This window comes from Xanthobacter autotrophicus, assembly GCF_030015065.1.
Lineage (GTDB): Bacteria > Pseudomonadota > Alphaproteobacteria > Rhizobiales > Xanthobacteraceae > Xanthobacter > Xanthobacter autotrophicus_D.
In genome coordinates this window covers 1-22746 of record NZ_JAIVFN010000054.1, presented here as the reverse complement: position 1 = coordinate 22746, position 22746 = coordinate 1, and the positions used below count along the sequence as shown (strand labels likewise).

General features: G+C 67.7%; 23 protein-coding genes. 10 read left to right on the top strand and 13 right to left on the bottom strand.

Features of this window, described 5'->3' with window-relative positions:
• Positions 1-14: 14 nt before the first annotated feature.
• Positions 15-1310, bottom strand: a complete 1296-nt coding sequence (mnmE, locus tag K9U40_RS12425; protein ID WP_282890513.1) for a tRNA uridine-5-carboxymethylaminomethyl(34) synthesis GTPase MnmE — start codon at positions 1308-1310, stop codon at positions 15-17.
• A 150-nt stretch (positions 1311-1460) separates the two neighbouring features.
• On the opposite strand from mnmE, the gene K9U40_RS12420 reads away from it, so the two are divergent.
• Positions 1461-3470, top strand: a complete 2010-nt coding sequence (locus K9U40_RS12420) for a thioredoxin domain-containing protein (RefSeq protein WP_282890512.1) — start codon at positions 1461-1463, stop codon at positions 3468-3470.
• A gap of 189 nt (positions 3471-3659) precedes the next feature.
• Here the strand turns inward: K9U40_RS12420 and dnaQ are convergent, their stop codons facing one another.
• The 5 genes from dnaQ to K9U40_RS12395 all read right to left on the bottom strand — a co-directional run bounded on the left by dnaQ (position 3660) and on the right by K9U40_RS12395 (position 7388).
• Complete coding sequence (dnaQ, locus tag K9U40_RS12415; protein WP_282890511.1) at positions 3660-4382, bottom strand: DNA polymerase III subunit epsilon; 723 nt, start codon at positions 4380-4382, stop codon at positions 3660-3662.
• Positions 4383-4393: 11 nt separating this feature from the next.
• Positions 4394-4996, bottom strand: a complete 603-nt coding sequence (coaE, locus tag K9U40_RS12410; RefSeq protein ID WP_282890510.1) for a dephospho-CoA kinase — start codon at positions 4994-4996, stop codon at positions 4394-4396.
• 4 nt (positions 4997-5000) lie between these two features.
• Positions 5001-5849, bottom strand: coding sequence for a shikimate dehydrogenase (locus tag K9U40_RS12405; RefSeq protein WP_282890509.1), 849 nt, complete (start codon positions 5847-5849; stop codon positions 5001-5003).
• Positions 5846-6451, bottom strand: coding sequence for a Maf family protein (locus K9U40_RS12400; RefSeq protein ID WP_282890508.1), 606 nt, complete (start codon positions 6449-6451; stop codon positions 5846-5848). Before K9U40_RS12400 ends, K9U40_RS12405 begins: the two co-directional genes overlap by 4 nt.
• Before the next feature lie 85 nt (positions 6452-6536).
• Positions 6537-7388: a pyruvate, water dikinase regulatory protein gene (locus tag K9U40_RS12395; protein WP_282890507.1), complete on the bottom strand. Its 852-nt coding sequence runs from the start codon at positions 7386-7388 to the stop codon at positions 6537-6539.
• Between the two features lie 338 nt (positions 7389-7726).
• Between K9U40_RS12395 and hemE the strand changes: the two genes are divergently transcribed.
• The 9 genes from hemE to K9U40_RS12350 all read left to right on the top strand — a co-directional run bounded on the left by hemE (position 7727) and on the right by K9U40_RS12350 (position 15229).
• Positions 7727-8773 carry a uroporphyrinogen decarboxylase gene (gene hemE, locus K9U40_RS12390; RefSeq protein WP_282890506.1) on the top strand — a complete coding sequence of 349 codons (1047 nt, stop codon included), beginning with the start codon at positions 7727-7729 and terminating at the stop codon, positions 8771-8773.
• A 22-nt stretch (positions 8774-8795) separates the two neighbouring features.
• Complete coding sequence (gene hemJ, locus K9U40_RS12385; protein ID WP_282890505.1) at positions 8796-9230, top strand: protoporphyrinogen oxidase HemJ; 435 nt, start codon at positions 8796-8798, stop codon at positions 9228-9230.
• A gap of 251 nt (positions 9231-9481) precedes the next feature.
• The gene (gene rho, locus K9U40_RS12380) at positions 9482-10750 is read left to right on the top strand and encodes a transcription termination factor Rho (RefSeq protein ID WP_282890504.1); all 1269 of its coding nucleotides are present in this window, start codon (positions 9482-9484) and stop codon (positions 10748-10750) included.
• A 269-nt stretch (positions 10751-11019) separates the two neighbouring features.
• Positions 11020-11583: a NifU family protein gene (locus K9U40_RS12375; RefSeq protein ID WP_282890503.1), complete on the top strand. Its 564-nt coding sequence runs from the start codon at positions 11020-11022 to the stop codon at positions 11581-11583.
• Positions 11584-11681: 98 nt separating this feature from the next.
• Positions 11682-12365, top strand: a complete 684-nt coding sequence (gene tsaB, locus K9U40_RS12370) for a tRNA (adenosine(37)-N6)-threonylcarbamoyltransferase complex dimerization subunit type 1 TsaB (protein WP_282890502.1) — start codon at positions 11682-11684, stop codon at positions 12363-12365.
• A complete protein-coding gene (gene rimI, locus K9U40_RS12365; protein ID WP_282890501.1) occupies positions 12362-12838 on the top strand; it encodes a ribosomal protein S18-alanine N-acetyltransferase in 477 nt (158 codons plus the stop codon). Before tsaB ends, rimI begins: the two co-directional genes overlap by 4 nt.
• Positions 12839-13005: 167 nt before the next feature.
• On the top strand, positions 13006-13425 hold the full coding sequence (locus K9U40_RS12360) for a Fur family transcriptional regulator (protein WP_282890521.1): 420 nt from the start codon (positions 13006-13008) through the stop codon (positions 13423-13425).
• Between the two features lie 110 nt (positions 13426-13535).
• Positions 13536-14366, top strand: a complete 831-nt coding sequence (locus tag K9U40_RS12355; protein WP_414115025.1) for a lysophospholipid acyltransferase family protein — start codon at positions 13536-13538, stop codon at positions 14364-14366.
• Positions 14327-15229: an SDR family oxidoreductase gene (locus tag K9U40_RS12350; protein WP_282890499.1), complete on the top strand. Its 903-nt coding sequence runs from the start codon at positions 14327-14329 to the stop codon at positions 15227-15229. The genes K9U40_RS12355 and K9U40_RS12350 overlap by 40 nt, the downstream gene beginning before the upstream one ends.
• 45 nt (positions 15230-15274) lie before the next feature.
• Here K9U40_RS12350 and trmB read toward each other — a convergent pair whose 3' ends face one another.
• The 7 genes from trmB to K9U40_RS12315 form a co-directional block, all read right to left on the bottom strand.
• Positions 15275-15961, bottom strand: a complete 687-nt coding sequence (gene trmB / locus K9U40_RS12345) for a tRNA (guanine(46)-N(7))-methyltransferase TrmB (RefSeq protein WP_414114903.1) — start codon at positions 15959-15961, stop codon at positions 15275-15277.
• A gap of 135 nt (positions 15962-16096) precedes the next feature.
• Entirely contained in the window at positions 16097-17290 is a 1194-nt protein-coding gene (metK, locus tag K9U40_RS12340; RefSeq protein ID WP_282890497.1) for a methionine adenosyltransferase, read from the bottom strand.
• 107 nt (positions 17291-17397) lie between these two features.
• Positions 17398-17805: a helix-turn-helix domain-containing protein gene (locus K9U40_RS12335; protein ID WP_282890496.1), complete on the bottom strand. Its 408-nt coding sequence runs from the start codon at positions 17803-17805 to the stop codon at positions 17398-17400.
• Between the two features lie 99 nt (positions 17806-17904).
• Positions 17905-19581, bottom strand: a complete 1677-nt coding sequence (gene lnt, locus K9U40_RS12330) for an apolipoprotein N-acyltransferase (protein WP_414114904.1) — start codon at positions 19579-19581, stop codon at positions 17905-17907.
• 182 nt (positions 19582-19763) lie between these two features.
• A complete protein-coding gene (locus K9U40_RS12325) occupies positions 19764-20738 on the bottom strand; it encodes a hemolysin family protein (protein WP_282890494.1) in 975 nt (324 codons plus the stop codon).
• Positions 20739-20761: 23 nt separating this feature from the next.
• Complete coding sequence (gene ybeY, locus K9U40_RS12320) at positions 20762-21292, bottom strand: rRNA maturation RNase YbeY (RefSeq protein WP_282890493.1); 531 nt, start codon at positions 21290-21292, stop codon at positions 20762-20764.
• Between the two features lie 3 nt (positions 21293-21295).
• Positions 21296-22336 carry a PhoH family protein gene (locus K9U40_RS12315; RefSeq protein ID WP_282890520.1) on the bottom strand — a complete coding sequence of 347 codons (1041 nt, stop codon included), beginning with the start codon at positions 22334-22336 and terminating at the stop codon, positions 21296-21298.
• Between the last annotated feature and the right edge of the window lie 410 nt (positions 22337-22746).

The following is a 22746-nucleotide window of genomic DNA, read 5'->3' as shown; positions in this document are numbered from 1 at the left end:
GACCGCCGCGCCGTCTATTTCCCGATGCAGAAGGTGCTGAAGAGGGCATCCAGCACATCCTCCACATCCACCCGGCCGATGAGATGGTCCAGCGCCCGCACCGCGAGGCGCACATCCTCGGCCCGCAACTCCTCATGGCCGCCGAAATCGCCGAGGGCCCGTTCCAGATGCAGCGTTGCCACCTCCAGCGCCCGGCGCTGCCGCTCGCGGGTGAGGAGCGCCGGCTCGCGTCCGCCCAGCCGGTCCGCCTCCTGTTCCAGCCCGGCGATAAGGGCTTCGACGCCCGCGCCGGTGGCGGCGGAGATGCCGATCCAGCCTTGGGGAATGGCGGCGTCGCGGTCGATCTTGGTGCGCACCTTCACCGCACGGGCAAGGGCAGGGGGCGGCTCCGTGCCCGTATCGCTGAGCCAGAGCACCACGTCCGCTCCCTCCGCCCGCGCCAGGGCGCGACGCACGCCTTCCGCCTCCACGAAATCGGAGGTCTCGCGCAGGCCGGCGGTGTCCAAGAGGGTCACGGCCTGTCCGGCCAGCTCCAGATGCACCTCCAGCACGTCGCGGGTGGTGCCGGGAAGGGCGGAGACGATGGCCGCCTCGCGCCCCGCAAGGCGGTTCAGCAGGGTGGATTTGCCGGCATTGGGCGGGCCGGAAATGGCCACGACGAGCCCGTCACGCACCCGCTCGCCGCGCGCGGCATCGGCGAGGGCGGCAAGCAGCTCTTCCCTGAGCCGGGCGAGGCGCGAAACGGCCTCCGTCGTGACATCGCCCGACACATCGCTCTCGTCGGCAAAGTCGATGCCGGCCTCGATCAGCGCGAGGGCGGAAACCAGCGCCACCCGCCAGTCCTCCACCCGGCGGGAGAGGGCGCCAGAGGCCAGCGCCAGCGCCTGCCGGCGCTGGGCCTCGCTCTCCGCCGCCACGAGGTCGGCGAGGCCTTCCACCTCCGCGAGGTCCAGCTTGCCGTTGGCGTGGGCCCGGCGGGTGAACTCGCCCGCCGCCGCCGGGCGCAGGCCGGGCAGGGCGGCGAGCGCCCGCAGCACCGCCGCCGCCACCGCGCGGCCGCCATGGAGATGAAGCTCGGCCACATCCTCCCCCGTGGCGCTGTGGGGGCCGGGGAAGAACAGGACGAGACCCCGGTCCAGCGCCTCCCCGGTCCGGGGATCGCTGAGCGTGCCATAGCGGGCGAGGCGGGGCGGGGGCAGCACGCCGCCGAAGGCCAATACCGCCGCCGCCGCCTCGGGACCGCTGATGCGCAGCACCGCCACACCGGCCGGCAGGCGGCCCGACGAGAGCGCGAAGATGGTGTCGGTCATGGCGTCGTTTCCCAAACTGGCCTTCCCAAACTGGCGACGGATTTGCACGGCGCCGACAGATGGCGGACCATGCGCCATTCATTGCCTGAACCTTGTCGTCGCGATCTCCATTGCCACCAAAGCCGGCGTCAGCCGAGGGATTTTAAGATCATGAGCGAGAACCGCCTCTCCCGCGAGACCAGCCCCTATCTGCTCCAGCACAAGGACAATCCGGTCCACTGGTGGCCGTGGGGGCCGGAGGCGTTCGCCGAGGCCAAGGCCACGGGCAAGCCCATCCTCCTCTCGGTGGGCTATGCGGCCTGCCACTGGTGCCATGTGATGGCCCATGAGAGCTTCGAGAATACGGATGTGGCGGGGCTCATGAACGCCCTGTTCGTGAACATCAAGGTGGACCGGGAAGAGCGGCCGGACGTGGACCAGATCTACATGTCCGCGCTCCAGCAGCTGGGCCAGAGCGGCGGCTGGCCGCTCACCATGTTCCTCGATCCGGAGGGAAAGCCGTTCTGGGGCGGCACCTACTTCCCCCCAAGTGCCAGCTATGGACGCCCCGGCTTCACCGATGTGCTGCAGCAGGTCTCCACCGTCTTCACCCAGAGCAAGGACAAGGTGGACAAGAACACCGCCACCATCCTCGCCCGGCTGAAGAAGGCCGCAGCCCCCGTGGCCGGCGTCGCCATCGGCCGGGAGGACCTGAATGATGCGGCCGCGCGCCTGCCGGCTTTGTTCGATCCCGTCCATGGCGGGCTGAAGGGGGCGCCGAAATTCCCCCAGTCGGGCCTCTTGGAATTCCTGTGGCGGGTGGGCACGCGCCGCAGGGACGACCAGCTGAAGGCCCTCGTCACCCTCACCCTCAACCGCATGTGCGAGGGCGGCATCTATGATCACCTGGGCGGGGGCTTCGCCCGCTATTCGGTGGACGAGATCTGGTTCGTCCCGCACTTCGAGAAGATGCTCTACGACAACGCGCTGCTCATCGAGCTGCTGGCGCTGGCCTATTCCGACACCGGCGACGCGCTCTTCCTCACCCGCGCGCGCGAGACGGTGGGCTGGCTGAAGCGGGAGATGCTGACGCCAGAGGGCGCCTTCGCCGCTAGCCTCGACGCCGATAGCGAGGGCCATGAAGGCCGCTTCTATGTGTGGAGCGAGGCCGAGATCGCCGCCCTTCTGGGGGCGGAGGACGCATCCTTCTTCAACCGCTTCTATGACGTGACCCGCGCCGGAAACTGGGAGGTGGGCAACATCCTCAACCGCACCGAGGCAGGGGCGGTGGGCGCCGAGGACGAGGCGCGCCTTCAGCCCCTGCGCGAAAAGCTGCTTCTGGCGCGGGAAAAAAGAGTGCGGCCGGGCCGCGACGACAAGGTGCTGGCGGACTGGAACGGCCTGATGATCGCGGCGCTGGCGCGGGCCGGCGCCTTCCTCGGCGAGGCCGAATGGGTGGCGCTGGCACAACGCGCCTTCGATGCCGTGGTAGGGCATATGGTGGTGGAGGGGCGCCTCGCCCATTCCTGGTGCGGCGCCAAGATCGTGCTGCCGGGCCTCGCCTGCGACCTCGCCGCCATGGCCCGCGCCGGCATTGCGCTCCATGAGGCGACGGGGGCGCCGGAGCCATTGGCCCACGCCGCGCATTTTCTGGACGTGCTGGAGGCGCATCATCGCGATCCCGAGACCGGCGCCTATTTTCTCACCGCCGACGATGGCGACAGCCTCATCGTCCGCCCCCTCGCAACCCATGACGAGGCGGTGCCCAACTCCAATGCGGTGGCCGCCGATGCCCTCATCCGCCTGTCCGCCCTCACCGGCAACGACGCGCTGAGGGCCCGGGCCGACCGGGTGCTGGCCGGTGTCTCCGGCGCCACGGCAAAGAATGTGCTCGCCCACGGCGCCACGCTCAACGCCATCGACACCCGCCTCGGCCTTGCCGAGATCGTGGCTGTCGGAGCAAACCGCGATGCCCTTGCCGCAGCCGCGCTCAAGATGCCATTCCCGCTGCGGGTGGTGGCGCGGGCGAGCGAAGCGGTGCCCGCGGGCAGCGTCATGGCCGCCCGGATCGCCTCTGCGCCGGCGGAAGGAGCGGCTTTCGTCTGCGTCGGGGAGCGCTGCTCACTGCCGGTGAGCGATCCGGCCCAAATCGGCGCGGCGGTCGCCGAAATGATGGGTTGAGCCGCCCATTTTGCGGACCGCCGGGCGGACCCCTCCTCCAATCGCGTCAGAAACCCTCCCACGGGAGGTTTTATCCGGATGAAGAATGGATCGGACGAGGGGTTCATTGCCCGTCCACGGGCTTCCTAAGCGATCAACTTTTAGTATGTTATTGGTTGTAATATCGCGAAATGCGTGTCTTCCGGCCGCTCAGCTGCCGGTCTTTTCCTCCGGCGGCGCGTCGGCATATTTCAGCCAGAGGGCCTTCTCGCCCATGCTGGCGATGAAGGCCGCATGGGCTTGCGCCTCCGCAGCCGACAGGCGCGGCGCGAGGGGGACGGGACGGGGGTGAGCCGCCTGGGCCGCGACCACCAGGCGCGGCGCCTCGCTCGTGTCCTCCACCAGGCCGATGAGGCTCGCCTGCTTGCCGCCGAGCAGCTCGCCATAGACCTCGGCCAGAAGCTCCGCGTCCAGCAGCGCCCCATGCTTGACGCGGCGCGAGCTGTCGATGCCGTAGCGGTTCATCAGATCGTCGAGGCGATTGCCGCCGCCGGGATGCTTGCGTCGTGCCAGGGCCAGGGTGTCCACCACCCGGTCGCGGGCGATGGTGGCGCGGCCGAGCCGCTCCAGCTCGGCATTCAGGAAGCCGATGTCGAACGCCGCGTTGTGGATCACCAAAGTATCTTCGGCGATGAAATTCAGGAATTCGTCGGCAACGTCCTTGAATTTCGGCTTATCCGACAAGAATTCGGCGGACAGGCCATGGACGTTGAACGCCTCCACCGGCATGTCCCGTTCAGGATTGATATAAGCGTGGAACACCGTGCCGGTGAGGATGCGGTTGACCATCTCCACACAGCCGATCTCCACCAGCCGGTCGCCGCCATAGGCTTCAAGGCCGGTGGTCTCGGTGTCGAGCACGATCTCGCGCATGGGTCCCCCCCTCAGCCGCCGGCGCGGCGCCCCGGCCCCGACAGCGCCCGCACGATGCCGGCGACCTGATGGGCCGCCGCCGGGAAGCCCCGCCCGGTATCAATGACGAAATGGGCGCGCCGGCGCTTTTCGGCGTCCGGCAGCTGTTTTTCCACAATGGCCTCGAATTTCGCTTCCGTCATGCCGGGGCGCTCCAGCACGCGGGCGCGCTGCACAGCTTTCGGCGCGCTGACCACAGCCACCGCATCCACGCGCGCGCAACCCCCGGTCTCAAACAGAAGCGGAATGTCCAGCACCACCAGCCGCGCGCCCGCGCTCCCGGCCTTCGCCAGGAAGGCCTCTTCCTCGGCGCGCACGAGGGGATGGACGATGGCTTCCAGCCGCCCCATGGCCTGCGGATCGGCGAGCACCCGCGCTCCTAGTTCGGCGCGGTCGATGGCGCCATCCCGCGTCACCCCGGGAAACGCCGCTTCCACCGGCGCCACGGCAGTGCCCCGATAGAGCGCATGCACGGCCGCATCCGCGTCGTGCACCGGAACGCCCATGGCCCGGAACAGGCGTGCCGTGGCCGACTTGCCCATGCCGATGGAACCGGTGAGGCCGAGGATCCACATGGCCTTACGCCTCCAGCTGGCCCTTGGCCCTGAGATCGGAGATCAACAGGTCGCGCAGCTCGGCCGTCACTTCCGGCCGCACGCCGAACCAGCGTTCAAAGCCGGGCACGCCCTGATGCAGCAACATGCCGAGCCCGTCCACGGTGCGAAATCCTTGCTCCGCCGCCGCCTTCAATAACGGGGTGAGGAGCGGCACATAGACGATATCGCTCACCACCGCCTCGGGCCTGAGGGGCGACAGATCGAGGAGGAGCGGCGCCGCACCCTTCATGCCCAGCGACGTGCAGTTCACCAGGATGTCCGCATCCGCCATCACGTCCGTCACCTTGTCGAAGGCAAGCGGAACCACCGCCGGGCCGAACGAAGCAGCAACAGCCTCGGCCCGCTCCAGAGTGCGATTGGCCAGCACCACCCGCTCGAAGCCGCGTTTCACCAGCGCGTGGACGATGGCCCGGGAGGCTCCCCCCGCGCCCAGCACAAGCGCCGCCTTCCGCGCCCCGTCCCAGCCCATAACGGTGGCATCGAGGTTGGCAATGAAGCCATAGCCGTCGGTGCTGGCGCCATAAAGGCGACCGTCTTCAAGCCAGAGGGTGTTGGCGGAACCGAGGGCCGCCGCGCTCTCGTCCGCCTCGTCGAGGACGGAAAAGGCGATCTCCTTGTTCGGAGCCGTCACGTTGCAGCCCGCATACCCGCGCGCGGCAAGGCTGCGATAGAAACCGGCCGCCTGCTCCGGCGGCACTTCCTCGCGGCCATAGGAGCCGTCGATGCCGTAGGCTTTCAGCCAATAGCCGTGGAGCAGCGGGGACCTTGAATAGCTCACCGGCTGGCCGGTGACGCACACACGCACTGTCACGGCAGCAGGCCCTGTTCCCGGAAGAAGGGCAGCAGCTGGAGCAGCGGCAGGCCGAGAATGGTGAAATGATCGCCGTCCACGCGGGTGAACAGGTGCACACCCACCGATTCGAGCTGGTAGGCCCCCACCGAGGTGAGCACCCGTGCCCCCGCGGCGGCGATGTAGGTGTTCAACGCCTCTTCGGTGAGCGGCCGCATGGTGAGGAAGGCGCTGACCACTGTCTCAAACAGGACCTCCCCGTCGCGGGCCACCGCCACCGCCGAATGCAGCGCATGGGTCTGGCCGGCGAGTTCCTGGAGCTGCAGGCGGGCCGCTTCGAGGCTGGCCGGCTTGTGGTAGATCTTGGGTCCCAGCGCCAGCGTCTGGTCCGCGCCCAGCACGAGACGCCCCGGCGCCGCCCGCGCGCCCGCCAGCGCCTTCGCCCGGGCGAGGATGCCGGCGATGCCGGCGGGGTCCACCTCGCCCGCATCGGACTGGATGGCGCGTTCGTCCACGTCCGTGGCCACCGTTTCCACCGGCACGCCCGCATGCACGAGAAGGCTCAGGCGCGTCGCGCTCTTGGACGCCAGAACGAGCGGCTGTTCACCACGCCACACGATCATATCTCCCTGTGCTGCCGTGCTCCGGCCGGGGCCGATGCATGGGGTTTCTCTCAAAGGCCGGCGGGGTGCAAGCTCTGCTCTCGTCTCATGTCTCGGCGATGGCGCGCCGGCGGCGCTCGCTGTGGAGCGCATAGATGGTGGCGGCGGTCTCCTCCACGGACCGGCGGGTCACGTCGATGAGCGGCCAGCCGTTGCGGGCGCACAGGCGACGGGAAAAGGTGATCTCCTCGTTCACCGCCTCACGGTCGGTGTAGGAGGTGCCGAGATCGGCCGCATTGAGCCCCAGTAGCCGGTTCTGGCGGATCTCCACGATGCGCTCGGGGCTCGCCACGAGGCCCACCACCAGCGGCTTCTTCAGCTTCTCGACGCCGGGCGGCAGCGGCACGTTGGGCACCAGCGGGATGTTGGCGGTCTTAATGCCCCGGTTCGCGAGATAGATGGAGGTCGGCGTCTTGGAGGTGCGCGATACGCCCAGCAGCACCACGTCAGCGCTTTCGAGGTCTTCCGTCATGTGCCCGTCATCGTGCATGACGGTGTAGTTGAGCGCATCAATGCGCTTGAAATAATTGGCGTCGAGCGAATGCTGGCCGCCGATCCGCGGCGTCGGGCTGCCGCCGAGATAGGACTGGAACAGCTGCACCACCGGCGCCAGCACCGACATGTAGGGCACGCCCAGCTCCCGGCAGCGCTCCTTCAGCCGCTCGCGGATCTCCTTGTCCACCAGCGTGTAGAGCACGATGCCGGGATTGCTCTCCACCTCGCTCAGCACGCGGTCGAGCTGCTTCATGGAGCGGATGAGCGGATAGACATGCTCGATGGGCAGGACGTTCGCATACTGCGCGCACGCGGCGCGCCCCACATTGATGAGCGTCTCGCCCGTGGCGTCGGAAACGAGGTGCAGGTGGAAGTAACTCTCGCTGTGCGTCTTCGGATTCACAATTATCCACCGCTCCTGTGGAACAGTGTTGAAAAAGGCATGCCCGGCGTCATGGTGCAAGTGCGAGCACTGGATAACCCCGGATTCCGTCCACATGCAGACCCGGCGGGACAGATTCCACAGGCCCCCTGTGCGTCCATGTGGACACCCCGCCGGGACCCCCGTGTTAATCCTTTGTTAACCGGCCTTTCGCCGGCTTCGCACCTGCGGCAAGTGCGCCTTCCATCGTGGGCCTGCCTGTGGATCGGTTGTCGAGGGCCGGTCAAATGGTTAATCAACCGTTAAGACTCCAAAGACTCTCTATCTTTAAAAAGATTCTCTTTGATTGAAGGGATGGGATGAACCGCGCTCCTGAGACACGATCGCCTTTCCTGCGGGTGCTCGACGGCACGCCGCTCGATCCCCCGCCCTTCTGGATGATGCGGCAGGCCGGGCGCTATCTTCCCGAGTATCGCGCGGTACGGGCGCAGGCCGGGGATTTCCTCACGCTTTGCTACACGCCCAAGCTCGCTGCCGAGGTGACGCTCCAGCCCATTCGCCGCTACGGCTTCGATGCCGCCATCATCTTTTCGGACATTCTGGTGGTGCCCCACGCCCTCGGCGTGCCGCTCATCTTCGAGGCCGGGGAAGGCCCGCGCCTCGCCCCGGTGGCGGATGCGGCGGCCGTGGCCGCCCTCAAGGACAGGCTCGACCCCGACAAGGTGAACCCGGTCTATGAGGCCATCGCCATGGTGCGCGCGGCACTGGCGCCGGAAACGGCGCTCATCGGCTTCTGCGGCGCGCCCTGGACCGTGGCGACCTACATGGTGGCCGGCCATGGCACCGACGACCAGGCGCCGGCCCGCCTGCTCGCCTTGCGCGACGAGGGCCTGTTCCAGACCCTGATCGACCGGCTGGTGGAGGCTTCCATCGTGCACCTCGCCAGCCAGGTGGCGGCGGGCGCGGATGCGGTGCAGATCTTCGACACCTGGGCCGGCGTGCTCGATCCCGCGTCCTTCGAGCGCTGGTGCGCCGAGCCGCTGCGCCGCATCGTCGCGGGGCTGAAGGCGCTGCACCCCCATGTGCGGGTCATCGCCTTCCCGAAGGGGGCGACGCTGGAGGCGCTGGAGCGGCTGGCCGGCACCGGCATTTCGGCCATCGGCCTCGACTGGTCGGCGGACCGCGCGGCGGCGCGCTCGCGCCTGTCCGGCCGTGTCGCGCTCCAGGGCAACCTCGATCCGCTGCGCCTCATTGCCGGCGGCGCTGCGCTGGAGGAGGAGGTCGCCCGCATCCGGGAGGATTTCGCCGGGGCGCGCCACATCTTCAATCTCGGCCACGGCATCCGCCCCGAGACCCCGCTCGAGCATGTGGAAAAACTGGTGGCGGCAGTGCGCCGGGCGCGCTGAGCCAGCCTGAGGCCGGACCCCGATGGTTCACGATTTATATAGTTGGATCAAGGTATTGCATATCATTGCCGTCATCGCGTGGATGGCGGGAATGCTCTATCTGCCGCGCCTCATGGTCTATCACTGCGCCGCCGAGGCCGGATCGGTGCAATCCGAGACGTTCAAGGTGATGGAACGGCGGCTGCTGAAAGCCATCATCAACCCCGCCATGATCGTCACCTGGCTGGCCGGGCTTTATCTCGCCTATGCGGGCGGCTGGTATATGGCGGGCTGGTTCCACGCCAAGTTCGCGCTGGTTGTGGCCATGTCCGGCGTCCATGGGGCCATGGCGCGCTGGGTGCGCGATTTTGCCGAGGACAGGAATACCCGTCCCGCCCGTTTCTTCCGCATCGCCAACGAGATACCGACCGTGTTGATGATCGGCATCGTCATTCTGGTGGTGATCAAACCGTTTTGATGCGGGCTCGGTCGGAAGGAGGACTTGCGCCGCCTTTCCCGGCCGCTTATCTTGGGCACGCTTTCCTAAACGCAGGCGAACGCGCTTCCTTCAGTCCGATGCCGTCATTGGCCCGGCCGGCGCGTCAGGCGGCAAGCTGCGTGCCCCGGCTTCCCCTGAAGACCTGCGATTCCCGTCCCTCCCCCCACCCGCTGTGCCCGATCTTTCGCGATCAGAGCCGGCGCACTCCAGATCCATCGAGGCTTTCCCTTATGCGGGAAGTGAAACTTCAAGACCTTAAGTCCAAGACACCCGTCGAGCTCCTCGCCTTCGCCGAGGAGAACCAGGTGGAAAACGCCAGCACCCTGCGCAAGCAGGAGCTCATGTTCGCCATTCTGAAGCAGCTGGCCGCCACCGAGACGGAGATCATTGGCGAAGGCGTCGTCGAGGTGCTCCAGGACGGCTTCGGCTTCCTGCGCTCGCCGGAGGCGAATTATCTCCCGGGGCCGGACGACATCTACGTCTCCCCGTCCCAGATCCGGCGCTTTGGCCTTCGCACCGGCGACACGGTGGAAGGGCAGATCCGTAGCCCCAAGGAGGGTGAGCGATACTTCGCCCTCCTGAAGGTCAACACCATCAATTTTGAAGACCCCGAGAAGACCCGGCACAAGATCAATTTCGACAATCTGACGCCGCTCTATCCCGACGAGCGGCTGAAGCTCGAGCACGACGAGCCGGTCGGCAAAAAGGATTTCTCGGCGCGAATCATCGACATCGTCGCGCCCATCGGCAAGGGCCAGCGCGGCCTCATCGTGGCCCCGCCGCGCACCGGTAAGACGGTGCTGCTGCAGAACATCGCCAAATCCATCACCGCCAACCACCCGGAATGCTTCCTCATCGTGCTGCTCATCGACGAGCGGCCGGAAGAAGTCACCGACATGCAGCGCTCGGTGAAGGGCGAGGTGGTGTCCTCCACCTTCGACGAGCCGGCCTCGCGTCACGTGCAGGTCGCCGAGATGGTGATCGAGAAGGCCAAGCGCCTGGTGGAGCACGGACGTGACGTGGTGATCCTTTTGGATTCCATCACCCGCCTCGGCCGCGCCTACAACACGGTGGTGCCTTCCTCCGGCAAGGTGCTCACCGGCGGCGTGGACGCCAACGCCCTCCAGCGGCCCAAGCGCTTCTTCGGCGCGGCCCGCAACATCGAGGAAGGCGGCTCGCTGACCATCATCGCTACCGCGCTCATCGAGACCGGCTCGCGCATGGACGAGGTGATCTTCGAGGAGTTCAAGGGCACCGGTAATTCGGAAGTCATCCTCGACCGCAAGGTCTCGGACAAGCGCGTGTTCCCGGCCATCGATATCACCCGATCCGGAACCCGCAAGGAAGAACTGCTGGTCCCGGCGGACACGCTCAAGAAGATGTACGTGCTGCGCCGCATCCTCAATCCCATGGGGACGGTGGACGCCATCGAGTTCCTGCTGGACAAGCTGCGCCAGACCAAGACCAACGGCGACTTCTTCGATTCCATGAACACCTGACGGCGGGCGCTCCGGCGCCCTCTCCGGACGGCATGGGCACGCGGTGGTGTCCCGACGCGCCGCCTGAGGCGCCGGGGCGGAACGAATCCGCAACATGCCGTCCCCGCCGATTCGCGCCTGCTGTGTTCGCGCGGCGTTCGCCGGCGGTCCTCCCGGTGTGTCAATTCAGGACATCCCCGGAGGGTGGCCTTTTCGTTTCGCGCCCGAGCACCTATCTTCAAGGAAACGCGCGGGCCTGGTCCCGCACCTGTTCTTTTGAGGATTGGGCGATGTTCATTCAGACCGAAACCACGCCGAACCCGGCGACGCTGAAGTTTCTTCCCGGCCGCTCGGTTCTCGGCGAAGGCACCCTGGACCTGCGCTCCCACGAGGATGCCGACCTCTCCCCCCTCGCCCAGCGCCTGTTCGACGTGCGCGGCGTCGCGGCCGTGTTCCTGGGCTCGGATTTCGTCACCGTGACCAAAGCGGAGGCGGAATGGCCGCAGATCAAGCCGGCCATCCTCGGTGCCATCATGGAGCACTTCATGTCCGGCGCCCCGGTCCTGTCCGAGGGTGTCAAACCCGATGTCACCGATGCTGACGAGTTCTTCGAGGAGAAGGACGCGGAAATCGTCGCCACCATCAAGGAACTGCTCGACACCCGGGTGCGCCCGGCGGTGGCGAATGACGGCGGCGACATCACCTTCCGCGGCTTCAAGGAGGGCACGGTGTTCCTGAACATGAAGGGTTCGTGTTCGGGGTGCCCGTCCTCCACCGCCACGCTGAAGAATGGCATCGAGAACCTGCTCAAGCACTTCGTGCCGGAAGTCGTACAGGTTCAGGCGGTACAATGATAAATTGCCATTAACCTTTCTGTAAGGTGAGCGTTCGGGGTCGCTTCCCCTCGCCACGGTTTCGGTTGATCGTGGCGGGGATTGAGGCACCTGATTTCATGTACGTTCTCGCCATAGACACGGCGCTCGCCGCCTGCTCAGCCGCCGTGCTCGATACCGAGACGGACAGCATCGTCGCGGGTGATTCGCTGCTCATGGAGCGCGGCCACGCCGAGGCGCTGATCCCGCTGGTGGAGCAGGTGATGGCGGCGGCGGGCCTTGATTTCGAGCATCTGTCGCGCATCGCCGTCACCATCGGGCCGGGCAGCTTCACCGGGCTGCGCGTGGGGCTTTCAGCGGCGCGCGGCTTCGGGCTCACGGCCAACCGGCCCGTGGTGGGGGTGACCACCCTTGCGGCTCTGGCCGCGCCCTACCTCGCCCAGGACGATGCCGTGCCGGTGGTGACCGCTATTGATGCCCGGCATGGCCATGTCTTCCTGCAGATGTTCGGCGTCGGTGCCCGCACCCTCATCGCCCCGCGGGTGACCAACGTGCGCGAGGCGGCGCGCTCGGTGGCCATCGGCGCGGTACGCCTCGTGGGCTCCGGCGCGGCTCTGGTGGCGGAAGCCTGGCCGCCGGCGGAGCAGCCGCCCCTCCTGGTGGATGAAACCCCGGCTCCGGACGTGGCCTGGGTGGCGCGGCTCGGTGCCGTGGCGGATCCCGAGGCGGCCGAACCCCGCCCCCTCTATCTGCGCCCGCCCGACGCCAAGCCGCAGGACAAGGCGCGCATCGCCCGCCGATGATCAGTCTTCTCGACCGCTTCTTCCCGTCCCGTTCACCCACGGTGCGCGACGCCGTGGCAGCCGACGTGCCGCACCTTGCCGCCATCCATGGCCGTGCCTTCGCCCGAGGCTGGGAGCCGGACGAGTTCGAGCGCCTGTTGTCCGACCGGGCGGTGCGCGCCCATGTGGCGACGCTCGGCCCGCGGCGGCCGCCGGTGGGCTTCATCCTGTCCCATGTGGTTCCGCCGGAAGCCGAGGTGCTGAGCGTCGCGGTGGTGACCGACCGCCGGCGGCGGGGCATCGGCAGGGCGCTCCTATCCCACCACCTCGCGCGCCTCGCCGCCGAGGGGGTCTCCACCTCGTTCCTGGAGGTGGAGGAAGGCAACCAGCCCGCCCGCGCCCTTTACGAGCGCTTCGGCTACCGCGAGGCGGGACGCCGACGGGGCTATTATGCAGGTGGGGCGGATGCGCTGCTGCTGCGGCGTGATTTCTAGAAAAACGTTTTTGCTCCTGAGCTTATATGAAAAATAATCGTCCAGGTTGTTTCAACCGCACCGGATCGCGTCCTGAACCCGGAACGCCCCCTTGCAGGGATCGGGCCGGGGGGCGATAAGGCGTCTGTCCCGTCGGATCGCGGAGGTCGCGCTTGAGCGGCAGCAAGATGAGCGTCATCGAGGAAGCATGCCTTGCCAAGGGCATGAGGATGACGGAGCAGCGCCGGATCATCGCCCGCGTGCTCTCTGGCGCGCAGGATCATCCTGACGTCGAGGAGCTGCATCGCCGCGCCGTGGCCATCGACGACAACATCTCCATCTCCACCGTCTATCGCACGGTGAAGATGCTGGAGGATGCGGGCATCATCGAGCGCCACGATTTCGGCGACGGCCGCGCCCGCTACGAGCAGATGCCCGACGAGCACCACGACCATCTCATCGACCTGAGATCCGGGCGTGTGATCGAGTTCCGCTCGGAGGAGATCGAGGCGCTCCAGGATGAGATTGCCCGTCGCCTCGGCTTCAAGCTGCGGGGCCATCGCCTCGAGCTCTATGCCGTTCCCCTCGAAGAGGATGAAAAGTCGTGACCGACCAGCGCGGGCTCGCGGCGGAGCCCGCACGGCCGACCCCGCTCGAATTCGGCGGCGTGGAGCCCCTTGGGCCCGAGCAGCCCGGCGTGACGCGCTTGTTCGATCGGGTGAGACAGGCGGTGGTGCTGGTTCCGGTGGTGCTGGTGACGCTCATCGGCATTCCGCTGCAATGGCTGTCGCTCAAGCTCCGCCTGCCCACGCGGCGAAGCATTCCGCAGCTCTATCATCGCATCCTGCTGAAGCTCCTCGGCGTGCGGGTGAAAGTGCGCGGCACCCCGGCGCCGGACCGCCCCCTGCTGCTGCTCGCCAATCACGCCTCGTGGATCGACATTCCGGTGATCGGATCGCTGACCCCGCTGGTGTTCGTGGCCAAGAGCGAGGTCGCGGGCTGGCCGCTGATCGGGCTTCTGGCGAAGTTCCAGCGCACCGTGTTCGTGGATCGCCAGCGCCGGCACGCCACCGGCGACGTCAACCGCACCATTGCCGAGCGCCTGCAGGACGGCGACCCCGTGGTGCTGTTCGCGGAAGGCACCTCCAGCGACGGCAACCGGGTGCTGCCGTTCCGCTCGGCGCTGGTGGGCGCGGTGCGCGAAGCCATCGCCGATGGCGCCGAGGTGACGGTGCAGCCCCTCGCCGTCTCCTATGTGCGCCTCCAGGGCGTGCCCATGGGCCGGCTGCATCGCTGGGTGGCGGCCTGGTACGGCGACATGGACCTCGCCCCCCATTTGTTCGAGGTGCTGCGCCACGGCGCCATCGACGTGGAGGTCTCCTTCGGCGATCCGGTGCGGATCGACGCGGACCACGACCGCAAGAGCGTCACCCGCCAGTGCGAGGAGGACGTGCGGCTCATGTGCGCCAACGCCCTTGCCGGCCGCGCCGACGAAACGGGGAAGCCCGCTTGTCACGGCGAGCCGGCTCCGGCATCACCGGTGGCATGACCTCCCTCGCCGCCCTGGGCTTCGGCTATTGTGTTCGCCAACTGGTGGCTGACGATGTCGCCGGCTTTTCCCCGATCATCGGTACCGCCCGCTCGCCGGAGCGCCTCGCTGCGCTGCCTCGCGCGGTGACGCCGTTCGTGTTCGACGGGGAGCGTCTGTCGGACGCGCTTGCCGACGCGCTCTCCGGCGTCGATCTCCTCATCGCCTCGGCGCCTCCGGACGCCCGGGGCGACCCGATCCTGCGCTGTGCCGAACCGGTGCTCCAGGCGGGGCGACTGCGGCAGGTGATTTATCTGACCACCCTCGGTGTCTATGGCGACCACGGCGGCGGCTGGGTGGACGAGACGACGCCGCCCCGCGCCGGCAGCCCGCGGCTGGAGCGGCGCCTTGCGGCGGAGCAGGCATGGCTTGCCTTCGGGCAGAAGCGCGGCATCCCCGTCGCGGTGCTGCGGCTGGCGGGCATCTACGGGCCGGGACGCAATGCGCTGGAGCAACTCAGGGCAGGCGAGGCGCGGCGCATCGACAAGCCGGGGCAGGTGTTCAACCGCATCCATGTGGCGGATATCGCGCGCACCATCCGCGCGGTGGTGGCGCAGCGTTTCGGTGGCATCGTGAACGTCACCGACGATCTGCCCGCCCCGCCCGGCGATCCCATCGCTTATGCGGCCGGGCTTCTCGGCCTCCCGGTGCCGCCCGCCATCCCGTTCGAGGCGGCGGCGCGTGAGATGAGCCCCATGGCTCTGACCTTCTGGGCGGCCAACAAGCGCGTGGCCAATCACCGGCTAAAGGCGGATCTCGGCGTCAGCCTCGCTTACCCCACCTATCGCGAGGGGCTCGCGGCGCTCCACGCGGCGGGAGCCTAGAGCATTTTCGAGCGAAGCGGGCACCGGCTCGCATGAAGAAGCCCTCTAGGCCCGCTCGAAGGTGAGATAGGTGGGAATGCGCCCGTCTTCGATGGCCTTGGCCTCGTAGCGGGTGCCCGGCCAGTGGGGATAGGGCCGGCGCCAGTCGTCCGCCCGTTCCGCGGTCCAGCGGAAGGCGCCGTGGGCGCGTACCTCGGCCAGGGTCCAGCCGACATAATGGGGCACGTCGGAGGCGAAGCGGAACACGCCGCCGGGCCGGATGGCGCGGGCGAGGCGGTCCAGATTGTCCGGGCGAACGAACCGGCGCTTCCAGTGGCGGCGCTTGGGCCAGGGATCGGGATAGAACAGGTCGGCGCCTTCAAGGCTCGACGGCGGCAGGCGGTCCAGCAGCAGCGCCGCATCCTGGTCGAACAGGCGGATATTGGTGAGGCCGGCCTTTTCCAGGTCCACCAGCATGCGCGCCATGCCGTTGACGAACGGCTCCGCGCCCATGAAGCCCATGTCCGGCCGCCGCGCCGCGTGGGAGAGAAGGTGCTCGCCGCCTCCGAAGCCGATCTCCAGCCACAGGCCGCTGACCGGATTGGGGAAGAGCGCCGTCGGGTTGGTGGCGTCCTCGAGGGCGAAGCGCCAGGCGGGCAGGAGGCGCGCCATGGCGTCCTGCTGGGTCACGCGCAGTGTCTTGCCCACGCGGCGGCCATAGAAGGCGTTGGGGCGTGCCGTGTCTTCGGTCATGGTCTGCATATCATGGAGGATCCCGGAGATGCCGTGGCATCCGGGATCTCGTCATTCCGTCGTCGCGCGCGGCCCGACTCGCGCCGTCTCCCGCTCCGGTGATCCGGGCCACGGCGGCCGGGAGGTCCCGTGCCCTCAGGCGACGGCGGACTTGAGCGCGTCCACGAGGTCGGTCTTCTCCCAGGAGAAGCCGCCGTCCGCTTCCGGCGGGCGGCCGAAATGGCCGTAGGCGGCGGTGCGGGCATAGATGGGCCTGGTGAGGCCCAGATGCTCGCGGATGCCGCGGGGACGCAGGTTCATCACCTCGCGCAGCACGGTCTCGAGCTTGGCCTCGTCCACCTTGCCGGTGCCGTGCAGGTCCACATAGACCGCCAGCGGATCGGACACGCCGATGGCATAAGCGAGCTGGATGGTGGCGCGGTCGGCAAGGCCCGCCGCAACCACGTTCTTGGCCAGGTAGCGCGCGGCATAGGCCGCGGAGCGGTCCACCTTGGTGGGATCCTTGCCGGAGAAGGCGCCGCCGCCGTGGGGCGCCGCGCCGCCATAGGTGTCCACGATGATCTTGCGCCCGGTGAGGCCGCAATCGCCGTCCGGCCCGCCGATCACGAACTTGCCCGTGGGGTTCACGTGCCAGATGGTGTCTTTCGAGATCCAGCCCTCGGGCAGGGTGGCTTTGATATAGGGCTCGACGATGGACTTCACGTCGTGGGACGACAGGTTCTCGTCGAGGTGCTGGGTGGAGAGCACGATCTGGGTGACGCCCACCGGCTTGCCGTCCTCGTAGCGGACGGTGACCTGGCTCTTGGCGTCGGGGCCGAGGGCGTGGGTCTCGCCGGAATGGCGTGCCTCGGCGAGGGTCTTCAGGATCTTGTGCGCGTAATAGATGGGGGCGGGCATCAGCTCCGGCGTCTCGCGCACCGCGTAGCCGAACATGATGCCCTGGTCGCCGGCGCCCTCGTCCTTGTTGCCGGCAATGTCCACACCCTGGGCGATGTCGGCGGACTGGGCGTGCAGCAGCACGTCGATGTCCGCGTGCTCCCAGTGAAAGCCTTCCTGCTCGTAGCCGATGTCCTTGATGGCGAGGCGCGCGGCGTGGGACAGCAGGTCACGGGTGATGGAGGAGGGCCCGCGGGTCTCGCCGGCAATGACCACCTTGTTGGTGGTGGCGAGGGTCTCGCAGGCGACGCGGATCTGGCTGGGGTCCCAGCCCTCGACTTCGGCGGTGCGGAAGAAGGTATCCACCACCTCGTCGGAAATGCGGTCGCACACCTTGTCGGGATGGCCTTCGGAAACCGACTCACTGGTGAACAGATAGGACTGACGCGCCATGTCTCCGACCCTCTTGCGCCCGCGCCGCGTTGCGGTCTCTTCTTGTGGCAACGCGGCAGCGAGCGGTCAAGGTCGGCAACACGAAAACGTTCGTCAAAACGAACGGCTCAGCCTTCGGCTTCCCCGGCGATGGCGATGACGAGGTCTACGATTCGCCGGCGAACCTTCGGGTCGGTGATGCGCATGAAGTTGCGCGTGAGTGTCAGCCCGTCGGAAGTCGCGAGGAAGTCCGAGACGTAGGCCGGCGACTGCTCTTCGGAGAAGCCTTCCCCTTCGGGTCCAACCGTCGGAGCACCCTCGAAGAAGAACGCGACGGGAACACCGAGCACTGTCGAGATCTGCTGAAGACGGCTTGCACCTATGCGATTTGTACCCTTCTCATATTTCTGGATTTGCTGGAACGTGATCCCAAGATGCTCGCCCAGCTTCTCCTGGCTCATGCTGACCATCATCCGCCGCATGCGGACGCGCGAGCCGACGTGTTTGTCAATAGGGTTCGGCGCCTTCTTGGCCATGGTCTCTCCGGCTATGTCGGAAAAGATTACTCATTACTTCGCGGTGCGAAGGCTGCCCTGATTGCCGGCGAACATAGGCATACAATCTACGAGCGTCGATCAACCCTTGCGTGTAATGCAACCACGAAACGGTGCCACTGCAAGCATGAGCGCAAGTATGAGCAGTCCGGCAAGGAGAGTTCCGCCGAAACGTGCCGAGATGGGAACCGTTTCCAGCGGCTGCGGCAGCCCACCGTCCACGAGGCCCGTCTCCCCCAGTCTCGACCCTGCGACAATACGACCCAATGGGTCGATAATGGCCGAGATGCCCGTATTGGCTGCACGCACCAGGGGCAGGCCTTCCTCCACCGCGCGCAAGCGAGCCTGAACAAAGTGCTGGTAGGGACCGGGGGTCGTCCCGAACCAGGCGTCGTTGGTCACGTTCAGTAGCCAGCCCGGGCGGGGACCTTCCGGGATCACCTTTCCAGAAAAGATAACTTCATAACATACCAGCGGCGCGGCGCGGCCGGCGCCCGGCACCTCGAGCCCGTCGAGCGTTCCCCCGGATGAAAAGCCGCCGCGCACGCGGGTCAATTGCTCGATTCCGATCGATTCAAGGAACGACTGGAACGGCAGATACTCACCGAAGGGCACGAGGTGCACCTTGTCGGCGTTGCGCAGCACGCGCCCCCTGGCATCCATCACCCGGATGGCATTGAAGAACGGCGAGTGCTGGCCCGGCGGCGGCAGGTCGTAGCGCACGGCACCGGTCACCAGCGTCACGTTGGGGGGCAGGGCGGCGGCCATGTCCGCGGCCGCCCAGGGCTCGCGCTCATAGATGAAGGGGAAGGCCGATTCCGGCCATATGAGCAGGGTCACGTCCGCAAGACCCGACGGGTAGGCGGGGCTCGGGCGGGCGCTCAGGGCGAGATAATCGGCCAGGATCTCGCGCCGGCGATCATAGGCGAACTTCTTGTCCTGCGGCAGATTGGGCTGCATGACGCGGATATGGACACCCGGCACCGCGCCGACCTGCGTCGTCGCCAGCCGCCAGCCGCCCCAGCCGGCCGCCCCCGCCAGCAGCAGCGCCGCGCCGGCGACGGCTGCAAGGTTCCGCCGGCCGGGCACCAGCAGCAGCACCGGGCTCGACAGCAGCAGCACGGCGAAGAAGGTCAGGCCCCAGATGCCCACCAGCGCCGCGCTCTGCATCAGCAGATCGGACTGGGCGAAGGCGTAGCCGAAGGTGTTCCACGGAAAGCCGGTGAGCACATGCCCGCGCAGCCATTCGGACACGGTGAGGCCGAAGGCGAGGGCGGCGAGGCGCGCCGCGCCCTTCGACCATAGCAGCTTCGCCAGCATGGCGCCGAGGGCGGTGAACAAGGCGAGCCCGGCGGGCATGGCCAGCACCGCGAAGGGTAGCAGCCAGCCGAACACGTCCGCCTCCACCAGGAAGGCGGCGCCGATCCACCACAGGGAGACGAGGAAATAACCGAAGCCGAACCACCAGCCGATGCCAGCCGCCGCCGCGAGGCGCCGCCCGAGGCCGCCGCGGCAGCCGTCGAGCAGCAGGACCAGGACGCAGAAGCCCGGCACCAGCGCCGGCCAAAGGCCGAAGGGCGGCATGGCCAGGGCGCCGACCGCCCCGACAAGGCAGGCGAGGAGGCGCCGGCGCCAGCCGGACAGAAACCGCAGCGCCAAAAGGCGCCCGCGCAGCCGCGCGGCCGGGGTGGAGGGCGCAAGCACGCGGGCTACGCGAGAGCCTTGCCCCGCTTCACGCAAGCGGGGAAAGGCTTCCATCTCATTGTCTAGACGCGTTTTCTTCACGCGAACCGGTTTCCACTTCGCTCGAAAACGACCTAGTGGTTCGACCTGCTCGCGACAGATGGAACCCATCTGTCGCGAGCAGGTCGAACCACAACTCTTTGATCTGGTGGGTCAACTTTTCGAAACGGATGGTACTCATCCGTTCGGTTGATCCACTAGGCGTCGGACGTGTTGGATGCGGTGGCCGGCGTCGCCGCGTCGTCCCGCGGGGGGATGACGCGCAGCTTCTTCACCCGGCGGGGATCGGCCTCCAGAACCTCCGCCTCGAACCCGCCGGGCAGGGCGATCACCTCACCCTGCCTCGGCACCCGCGAGGCCACCATGACCAGGAGGCCGCCCAGGCTGTCCACCTCCTCCATGGCCTCCTCGGAGGCGAAGGTGGGGCCGAGCACTTCCACGGCGGCTTCCAGCGGCGTGCGGGCATCGGCGAGGAAGCTGCCGTCCGGCTGGCGGATCAGCAGGGTCTCGGCCGCCTCGTCGTGCTCATCCTCGATCTCGCCGACGATCTCCTCCACCACATCCTCAATGGAGACGAGGCCGTCAGTGCCGCCATATTCGTCGATGACCAGGGCGAGATGGGTCCGCGCCGCCTGCATGGCGACCAGGAGGTCCACCGCCGGCATGGAGGGCGGGACATAGAGAATGCGGCGGATGAGCCCGGCATCCTCCAGCGAGCCGTCGAGATTGACCGCGCCAAGGTCAAGCTTGTTGCCCGGCTGGCTGGTGAGGTCGCCGGCGAGGAAGGCGATGAGATCGCGGATGTGGACCATGCCCACGGGATCGTCCAGCGTGTCGTCATAGACCACGAGGCGCGAATGGCCGACGCCGACGAACAGCTTCAGCAGTTCGCCGAGCGAGACATCCTTGCGCACGGCGACGATCTCGGCGCGGGGCACCATGATGTCGCCGATGCCCACCTCCTTGAGATGGAGGATGTTGCGCAGCATCTTGCGCTCGGATGGGGTGAACTCCCCTTCCTCCTCGGGCGCTTCCGCCGCGTCCAGCACCTCCACGAGGTCGGTGCGGAGCGAGCCGTGCGGGCGGAACGTGCCGAGGAGGGCACGCAATCGATCGAGAAAACTTTGCGGCTCCGCGCCGGTCTCGGTCGTTGGCTGGTCGATGTTGGACATGGCCTGATCTTCGCCTGGGAACGTCAGTCCTGCGGCAGGGCATAGGGATCGTCGATCCCGAGCCCCGCGAGGATCCGCCGTTCCAGCGCCTCCATTTCCTCTGCTTCAGTGTCGTTCATGTGGTCGTAGCCCAGAAGGTGCAGCGTGCCGTGCACCACCAGATGGGCAAGATGGTGCGCGGCCGTCTTGCCCTCGCTCTCGGCTTCGCCGGTGAGGGTTTCCAGCGCGACGACGATGTCGCCCAGCGGCTGGGGCGCGTCCACGTCGTCCGGGAGGTCCGGCTGGGGAAAGGACAGGACGTTGGTGGCCTTGTCCTTGCCGCGCCACTCCCGGTTCAGCATGCGGATGCGCGCGTCGTCGGTGAGGGTGATGGAGACCTCGCACGGTTCCGGTACCTCGTCGCCGCAGGCAGCGAGGGCCGCCCGCGCGGCGCGCACGCAGATGGCCTCGGCGTCCGGCACGGAGGACCAGCCGCCCGCCTCCGCCAGCACGTCGATTTCGGCGGAGATCTCCTCAGGGGGGATGCTCGCAGCGACAAGCTTCAAGGCGGCCATGGCTCAGGCTCCGGCCCTGCCGAGGCGGGCGGAGGCCGCCTCGATCTTGGCCGCGTCCAGCTTCTCGTAGGCCGAGACGATGCGCTGGACCAGTTCGTGGCGTACCACGTCCTCGGCTTTGAAGTGGCACACGCCGACCCCCTCGACGCCCTCCAGCAGCCGCACCGCCTCGGCAAGGCCGGAAATCTGGCCCTGGGGCAGGTCGGTCTGGCTGGCGTCGCCGGTGACGATCATGCGCGAGTTCTCGCCGAGGCGGGTGAGGAACATCTTCATCTGCATGGAGGTGGCGTTCTGCGCCTCGTCCAGGATCACCGCGGCGTTGGAGAGGGTGCGCCCGCGCATGAAGGCGAGCGGCGCGATCTCGATCTCGCCCGATTGCAGCGCCCGCTCCACGAAGGGACGGTCCATGAGGTCGTAGAGCGCATCGTAGATGGGGCGCAGGTAGGGGTCGACCTTGTCCTTCATGTCGCCCGGCAGGAAGCCGAGCCGCTCGCCCGCCTCCACCGCCGGCCGCGACAGGATGATGCGGTCCACCATCCGCCGTTCCAGCAGGTGCACCGCGAAGGCCACCGCGATCCAGGTCTTGCCGGTGCCGGCGGGGCCGGAGCCGAAGACGAGGGTGTGACGCTTCAGCGCCCTTATATAGGCGTCCTGCGCCGCGGTGCGCGCCCGCACCGGGCGGCGGCGCAGCTGGATCTCGTCGAAGGACTGGCGATCCTCCGTCGGATCGAAGTCGAACAGGGAGCCCTGCGAGGTCACCTCGCGGATGGCGCCGTCCACGTCGCCCTGGCTGATGTCGCGGCCCTTGCGCAGGGCCTCGTAGAGGTGCTCCAGCACGGCGCGGGCCTGCTCGCAGGCATCGCGGGCGCCTTCCAAAGTGACGTGGTTGCCGCGGGAATCGGCCTTCACGCCCAGCTTGCGCTCGATCACCGCGAGGTTGCGCCCGTAATGGCCGAACAGCTGGGTGGCGAGCCGGTTGTCGTCGAAGGCCAGCACCACATGGGTGGGGCCTTCATCCTCCGGGCTCGCCCACGGCGCCGTCACCGCCGCACGGGCGGGGCCGGTGGGCGGCAAGGGGCGTTCCGGGGAACGGTCCGAGGAACGATCAAGGGGACGGTCGCGGTCGCTGCCGGATCTGCGCAAGCTCAGGCCTCCATGGCCGCGAGCGGCCGGGATCGGGCGGAAGAAGCGGGGGACTGGGAAGCAGAACGGTCGCTCGCCTCGACCGGAATGCCGGCGAGGCTGTTGGGCCCCACGTCGGTGATGGTCACGGTGAGGAGGTCGCCGATGGCGGCGGGGGGATCGTTCACCACCACGCTCTGGAGATAGGGCGAGCGGCCGATGAGCTGGCCGCGCTGGCGACCGGGCTTTTCCAGCAGGATCTCGAAGGTGCGGCCGCGGCAGCTCTCATCAAAGCTGTCTCTTATACACAACTGACGCTGCCGACGACTTAA